The following is a 7,397-nucleotide window of genomic DNA, read 5'->3' as shown; positions in this document are numbered from 1 at the left end:
GTCGGGGTGCATCGCGATCGACTGGAAGCAGGAGCTTCAGGAGACGGCCGCTGCGCAGGTGTTGTTCCTGGTGGATGCGTGTCGGCAGGGGATCCGGGACGCGATGGGGCCGCCGCCGGGGTGGTCGCCGAGCAAGATGCGGGCGGTGGCCGGCCGGAAGGTGGCCCGGCTGTATGCGTGTGCGCCGGGGGAGTTGGCGCGGTTCGTGCCGGCCGAGGAGTCGACGGCACAGGGGGGTGACGGTTCGTTCAGCTTGTTCTCGCGGGCGGTGCGGGAGGTGCTGGTCTCGCACGAAGGGCCTTTGGACCTGAGTGAGTTGCGCGCGGGGGTGCAGGAGCGGGTCAGTGCGCTGCACCGGGAACACCGGAAGCCGGGCAGGCCGCAGGAGGTCCGCGTCCTGACGGAGGCGGTGCACGCGGAGTTCGTGGTCGTGGGGGCGCTGAAGGTGCCCGCGGTGCCGGTCGTTGCTGCGGTCGAGAGCGAACCGGTGCCGGTCTCGCCGGTGGTCAAGGACCCGGCCAAGTTGATGGCGGACGCCCTGCACCAGGTCGTCACCACCGGACGGACGGAGTTCCTGGAGGAGTTCGCCGTCATCGGGCCCGCCGCCGACCTGCTGAAGCTGAGCGCAGTGGTGGCGCCTGCGGCGGTCGACGTGATGTGGACGGCGGCGGCGGGACGGCCCGTCGAGCAGTTGGTCGAGTTGACGGTCGCCCTCTACGGCGCGAAGGAGATCGAACGCGCGGTCTGGCTGGTCGGCATGGCAGTCGCCGCCCGCCCACTGGAGGACCTGCCCGGGCTGCTCGACGCGCTGGAGGCGGCGGGCCTGCGGGCTCAGGCGGACGGACTGGTCCCGATGGTCGCCGCCGCCGGGGATCCGCCCACGATGGAGCACCTGCTCGCCCTGCTGGCCGATGCCGGGCGGGACCGGAACCGGGCCGCCGTGCTGTCGGGGATCGCGGATGGGTCGATGCCTCGGCTGGTCGAGTGGCTGGCGATCGGGGGGAACCGAGCGGGCTTCGACGAGGACGCCGCGTTCGTGCTCAACGCCGCCGTGGCCCGGCGCGACGACCGGCATCTCCTCCTGACCGAGCTGCGCCGCATCGGTCAGGACGGGCACCTGCGGACGGTCCAGGAGGAGGCCCGTCGCCTCGAACCCCCGGTGCTGCACGCGCTGTTGGAGCGCCTGCACGCGGCGGGAGCCGATGAGGACGGCGAGGCGGTCACGAGGTGCGCGGTCGACATGGCCCGCCCGGTGACGGCGGTCAGGCTGGCAGCCCTGCTCCGGGAGCGGGGGCCGGCCGAGCTGTTCCCGCTGGTGCTCACGGCGCTGTGCCGGGCGGACGTCGACCAGGCGGCGGGATTCCTCCTGGTGGCGCTGGAGGACGGGGATGACGACCTGGTCGACGAGGCGCTGTCGGCGCTCGCGGAACGCTTTCCGTCCGAGGGATTCGACCTGCTGGCCGCGGAGCTGGACGTCCACCCCGACCTGGTCGCCGGCCTCCGGCGGAAGGCGCTCGACCTGCGCCCGATGGCCGACGTGCTGGCCATGCTGGAGCGCGCGGGCGACGAGGAGCGGTCCGCGATGCTGGAGAGGCTGGCGTCGAGCGACCGGCCGCCGGGCGAGCTCGCCGAGCTCGTCGAGATGCCGGGCCGTCATCGGCTGCGCAGGCGGACGGGCGCCCAGGTGGCGGCCTGCCTGCTCGCCCGCGACGACTCGGCGCTGACGGGCGTGCTCGCCGAACTCCTCGACCGGGACTGGACGGCGGGGGCCCGCCTGCTGCTCGGCCAGATCGTCGTCGGTGGAAACCCGCGGGAGCAGGCCGGAGTAGCCGAGTGGCTTCAGGACACGGGACGCGGGGAGCAGGCCCGGTCGCTGCTCGACCGCATCTGTGAGGAGCGGGGTACGGCCCACCAGAGCATGGTGGCCGAGAAGCTGCTGGCCGGCGGGCAGCCGGAGCTCGGCATGCACGTGGCGGCCGTAGGGGTCAGGACGTGGCCCACCCGCGATCTGGTCCGGCAGGCCCGGCGCCTGGCCGAGGCGGGCGCACGGACGGAGAGCGCGGCGACCGTGGGAGGGGCCGCGTTCCTGCTCACCCACGCCGTGCAGGTGCGGTCGGCGGAGTCGGCGGCGGAACTCCTGCTCGCCCTCGACGCCGAGCCGGAGGAGGACGGCCCGGCGCCGGTCGACCAGCTGCTCGTCGAGTACCTGACGGCGGGTCCGCGGGCGGAGGCCGTTCCCCGGATCGTGCTCCTGCGGGACGCGAGGCCGGGGAGCCGGGTGGCCCTGGGTGTCTCCGCGTGGGTGCGGGCGCATGCTCCCCTGCTGTTCCGGGAGGCCTGGCAGGCAGGGCCGGCGGAGGCCGTCGAGTGCCTGCTGGCCGCGTACGGGGACGGCGGCTCGGTCGGGCCGCTGGAACTGGGGATCCTGCTGCCGGGGTTGCGGAGCTCGGGCAGCGGAAGCGAGGCGGACTTCGTCCGGGACGCGGCGGTGCTGGCCGCCCTGCCGTGGTCGAGCAATTCGAGCAGTTCTCTCGATCGGCAGGGGATCGTGCGAGCGCTGGGCACGGACCGTCCGATCGCCGAGATCGTCGCATCGCCGGGACGGAACAGAGCCCAGTTGGCGACGGCGGTCCTGTTCCGGCGGCCGGAGGACGTCTCCGAGTTGCTGGCCGGGGCACCGTCGCCGGAGCTGCGGCAGATCCTGGCCGTCGTCCGGCCGGTGCCCGAACTCGTCGAGGTGCTCCGGGCGCTGATGAAGAGCGGTCAGCGCGACGACGCCGCCCGGATCGTGGACATCATGCTCGCCGCCGAGTCGCCGGCCCGGATCGGCGAACTGCTGGAGGCCACGCCGTTCGTGCACGGGCGGGAGTACGTGGCAGGGCCGGCCTGGGTGGTTGCCGACAGGTCCATGCGCAAGGGGACCACGGCGGAGCTCGTCCGCGCCCTGCTGGACGCTGGGTACGGGCGTGCCGTCGAGCGGCTGCTCGATGAACTCACGGTCGCGGCGACCGGCGCCAAGGGCGCGGCGGCCCTGGTCAAGCGGCTGGCCGCGACCGGCGTCGGGCGCGAGGTCTACGGTCGGCTGATCACGGGCTTCTGCGAGCGTCGTCCGCACGAGGCGGTCGAGCGCTTCCGGGAGCACCTCGGCCCCTTCCGACCCGAGGTGGCTCCGCGTGAGAAGGACCGCGAGAGGGATGACGCCACTGCCCCGCCCCCGTCGAAGGGCTGGTTCCGGCGGAAGGGCTGACCCAAACGCCCGTGGGTAGGTCCGTTTTTCCGTCCTGATGTTCTGTGTATGAAGCAGCCCCCACATCCGACTGCCCTTGCGTAAAAGGCTGGTCTTATCTTCCGTTCACCTGTTGTTCGGGTTGTCGCGGCCCCGCTAACTTCGGCGCAGCTTCCTCCAGTCGAGCACCGGCGGCCCCAAGCATCCCGCCGGTCCGACCTGGTTTCAGCCGCTGTGCTCCCGCTATGCCCCGTTGTGCCCCCGTTGTGCCCCCCGTTCCCCCTCAACAGGAGGCAATACCTTGCGTACCCCCACGTCCGCCGTCGCTCGCAAGTCCGTTCTCGCCGTTGCCGGTGCCGCCGCTCTCGCGATATCCAGCTTCGCCGCCGCCGCTCCCGCCGGCGCCGCGCCGACCGTGTACTCCAAGGGCGGCACGTCCTGGGTCCGTGCCTGCGACACGCTCGCCAAGGGCGACACGGTGTCCTGCCACGCGCTGAAGGTCGTCAACACCCCCCAGCAGCTGAGCCCGAACGCCATGCCGTCCGGCCTCGGCCCGAGTGACCTGCTGAGCGCCTACAAGCTGCCGGCCAACGGCGGCGCCGGCATGACGATCGCGATCGTCGACGCCTACGACGACCCGAACGCCGAGTCGGACATGAACGCCTACCGCGCGCAGTTCGGCCTGCCGTCCTGCACCACCGCGAACGGGTGCTTCAAGAAGGTCAACGAGACCGGCGGCACCAAGTACCCGCGCGCCAACAGCGGTTGGGCCGGCGAGATCTCGCTCGACCTGGACATGGTGTCGGCCATCGCGCCGAACGCGCACGTCATCCTGGTCGAGGCGAGCACCGCGAACATGACCGACCTCGGTGCCAGCGTGAACACGGCCGTCAAGCTGGGCGCGAAGTTCGTGTCCAACAGCTACGGCGGCGCCGAGTCCTCCAGCGACCTGAACTACGACAACACCTACTTCAACCACCCGGGCGTCGCGATCACCGTCTCGGCCGGCGACAGCGCGTACGGCGCGCAGTACCCCGCCTCCTCGCCGAACGTCACGGCGGTCGGCGGCACCGCGCTGCACCGCGACTCCTCGGCCCGCGGCTGGAGCGAGTCGGTGTGGTCGACCAGCTCCACCGAGGGCACCGGCTCCGGCTGCTCGGCGTACGAGCCGAAGCCGACCTGGCAGAAGGACACCGGCTGCTCCCACCGCACCGTCTCAGACGTGTCGGCCGTCGCCGACCCGGCCACCGGCGTGGCGGTCTACCAGACGTACGGCGGCTCGGGCTGGGCGGTGTACGGCGGCACCAGCGCCTCCTCGCCGATCATCGCGGGCGTGTACGCCCTGGCCGGCACCCCGAGCGCGAGCATCCCGGCCGCTGACGGCTACAGCCACACCTCGGCCCTGAACGACGTCACCACCGGCTCGAACGGCACCTGCTCGCCGTCCTACCTGTGCACGGCGGGCGCCGGCTACGACGGCCCGACCGGCAACGGCACCCCGAACGGCCTGGCGGCCTTCACCGGCTGACGCGGCAGCATCGGCCCGCGCGGCGGAGCCGGCCGATGAGGTAGAAAGGACCGAGTGCCCGTCCCCCACCACGCAGGGGGACGGGCACTCGGTCGTTCGACCGGACACTAGGCCCGCGCGGAGTGCACCACGCTCGCCAGCACCTTCGGCAGCTCCGCCGCCGTCTCCGCCGTCTGCGCCCGCCAGGCGACGTGCCCGTCCGGGCGGACCAGCACGCAGCCGTCGGCCGCGACCTCGCGCAGCCGCTCCCACTGCCCGTACGGGTCCCGCAGGCCCTCGGCGGCGCCGATCACCCGCACGGTGACCTCGACGCCGGTGAGGCGGGCGGCCTCGCGGGCCGCGTCGTGCCAGGGGGCGCCGCCGCGGCCGGTGAGCAGGACGAAGCGGCCGCGGCCGGTGACGTCCAGGGTGGAGCGGCGGTGGCCGCCGTCCTCCAGCCAGGCGTGCGGCACGCGCGCGCCGGGCCAGGTGGTGGCCTGGTAGTACAGCTCCGGGTCGCGCTCGGGAGCCGGCTCGGGGGTGCCGTCGTCGACCCGGGCGCCGCCGCGGTAGCGGTAGCCGATCTCCACACCGTGCGCGTTGGCCTGGTAGTTGATCCGGTCGGTGGCGGCGGCCAGCGCGGCGCGCCGGGCCTCGGCCTCCTCGCCGTCGTCGCCGAGGGAGCGCAGCAGCTCCCACTGCTCGGCGGCGCTCTGCTCGGCGGTGTAGCCGAGCGCGGCGGGGATGCCGAGGAAGTCCATCATGCTGCGCACCGCGCGGTCGACGACCTGGCCGCCGACCGGCTGCCGCTCCTCCTGGTAGGTGTCGAGCAGGCTCGGGGCGGCGGTGCCGTCCAGGACCAGCTTGAGCTTCCAGCAGAGGTTGAAGGAGTCGGCGACGGCGGTGTTGAGGCCGAGGCCGTTGGTGGGCGGCATCTGGTGGACGGCGTCGCCGACGCAGAAGACCCGGCCGGTGCCGTAGCGCGGGGCGACGGTGGCGTTGACCTCCCAGGGGGAGACCCGCTTGATCGTGATGGGCACGACCGGGTCGCCGATGCTCTCCCGCAGGTGGGCGATGATCTCGGCGTGGTCCTCCGGGTCGAAGGAGTCGCCGTCCTTGAAGAACCGCAGGTACATCCACTCGTTCCACGGGCGGACGTTGACGAACACCCGGCCGTCCTCGGGCGGGTTGCCGGGGACGGCGCCGATGTACAGGATGCCCGGGCGGTGGGCGCTGTAGCGCGAGAGGTCGGCCTCGAACCAGATGGAGGCGACCTTGGACAGGCCCTTGGCGCCCTCGACGGTGAGCCCGGCCTGCTCCATCACCTGGCTGCGGGCGCCGTCCGCGCCGATCACGTAGTCGGCGCGCACGGTGTACGTCAGGCCGGACTGCCGGTCGGCTATCACCGCGGTGACGCCGTCCTCGTCCTGTTCCAGGCTCAGGAACTCGTGGCCGAAGCGCAGTTCGCCGACGCCGGCCTCGCGGACCTGGTCGACGAGCACCGGCTCCAGCAGGTGCTGCGGCAGGTTGCACATCTGGCTGGGGCTGGCGGCCTGGTAGTCGCCGACCCGGTCCGGGCCGTTGCCGTAGGCGCCGAGGCGGCTGACCTCGGGGCCGGAGAACGTCGTCATGAAGACGAAGTCGGCGAGCAGTTCGCGCGGCGCGGCCTGGGCGAGCACGGCCCGCTCGGCGCCGAGGTCGCGGAAGATCTCGCCGGTGCGCTGGTTGAGCAGGTGGGCGCGCGGGGTGTGCGCGGTGCCCGGGTACTTGCCGACCGCGAGGTGGCGCACGCCGTAGCGGGACAGCGCCAGCGAGGCGATCAGGCCGGCGGGGCCGGCTCCGACGATCAGGACCGGGACGCGAACGTCGGGGGTGGTGCGGTTGTTCACGAGGTTGCCTTCCTTGCGTACCCGCCGTAGACCACGGAGGTGTCCTTGTGCTCGGTGAGCTGGAACCGGCGGCCCAGCTCACCGTAGGTGATCTTGCCCTTGGCCCGCAGCCGAATGTCGCGAAGGACCTGGAACTGCGACCGGTTGGAGGCGAAGCCGACCAGGTCCTGGTTGTCCAGCCCGTGCCGGCGGAAGACCGCGTGCAGCTCCTCGGGCTTGATGAAGGCCGCCCAGTCGTGCAGGTCCTTGGGCGCGAAGCTGGTGGACTTCCAGTCCTGCGCCATCTTGATCATGGCGAGCTTGGACTGGAAGGTCCGGTTGATCGTGTCGTAGAGGTAGTAGGAGCCGGGCTTCAGCACCCGGACCGCCTCGGAGACGGCCTTGTCCACCGACGTGACGTGCTCCAGCGTGTCGCAGCAGTACACCAGGTCGAAGGTGCCGTCCGGGAAGGGCAGTTCCTCGGCGACGCCCTGCCGGTACTCGATCTCCAGCCCGGACTGCTTCGCGTGCGCGGCCGCGGCCTCCAGCGAGGGGCCGGACGGGTCCATCCCGATGACGTCGGCGCCGGCGCCGGCCCACAGCTCGGCCAGCAGGCCGCCGCCGCAGCCGATGTCCAGCACCTTCAGGCCCTTGATGTCGATCCCGAGCCGGGTGGTCAGCACCTTGTGGAAGTACTTGAACCGGGCCGGGGTGAACGCCTCCAGCGTCGCGAACGGCTGGTCGTCGTTCCACCAGGAGAGGTTGTTGTAGACGTCGTTGTCGACAGCCATGATCG

Annotated in this window: 4 protein-coding genes; 2 read left to right on the top strand and 2 right to left on the bottom strand. The window is 72.4% G+C overall.

The annotated features are described in order from the left end of the window. Positions 1–301 precede the first annotated feature (301 nt). Positions 302–3,247, top strand: a complete 2,946-nt coding sequence (locus VM95_RS31505) for a hypothetical protein (protein WP_157882251.1) — start codon at positions 302–304, stop codon at positions 3,245–3,247. Positions 3,248–3,527: 280 nt separating this feature from the next. Beyond that, a complete protein-coding gene (locus VM95_RS31500) occupies positions 3,528–4,754 on the top strand; it encodes a S53 family peptidase (protein ID WP_045703291.1) in 1,227 nt (408 codons plus the stop codon). Between the two features lie 107 nt (positions 4,755–4,861). Here the strand turns inward: VM95_RS31500 and VM95_RS31495 are convergent, their stop codons facing one another. After that, positions 4,862–6,622 (bottom strand): FAD-dependent monooxygenase, encoded by a 1,761-nt coding sequence (locus VM95_RS31495; protein ID WP_045703289.1) that lies wholly within the window; start codon positions 6,620–6,622, stop codon positions 4,862–4,864. Further along, positions 6,619–7,392 (bottom strand): bifunctional 2-polyprenyl-6-hydroxyphenol methylase/3-demethylubiquinol 3-O-methyltransferase UbiG, encoded by a 774-nt coding sequence (gene ubiG / locus VM95_RS31490; protein WP_045703287.1) that lies wholly within the window; start codon positions 7,390–7,392, stop codon positions 6,619–6,621. Before ubiG ends, VM95_RS31495 begins: the two co-directional genes overlap by 4 nt. Between the last annotated feature and the right edge of the window lie 5 nt (positions 7,393–7,397).

The sequence above is a fragment of the Streptomyces rubellomurinus genome (genome assembly GCF_000961885.1).
GTDB classification, from domain to species: Bacteria; Actinomycetota; Actinomycetes; order Streptomycetales; family Streptomycetaceae; genus Kitasatospora; species Kitasatospora rubellomurina.
The sequence above is the reverse complement of the archived record's forward strand: the minus strand, read 5'-3'. Positions and strand labels throughout refer to the sequence as shown.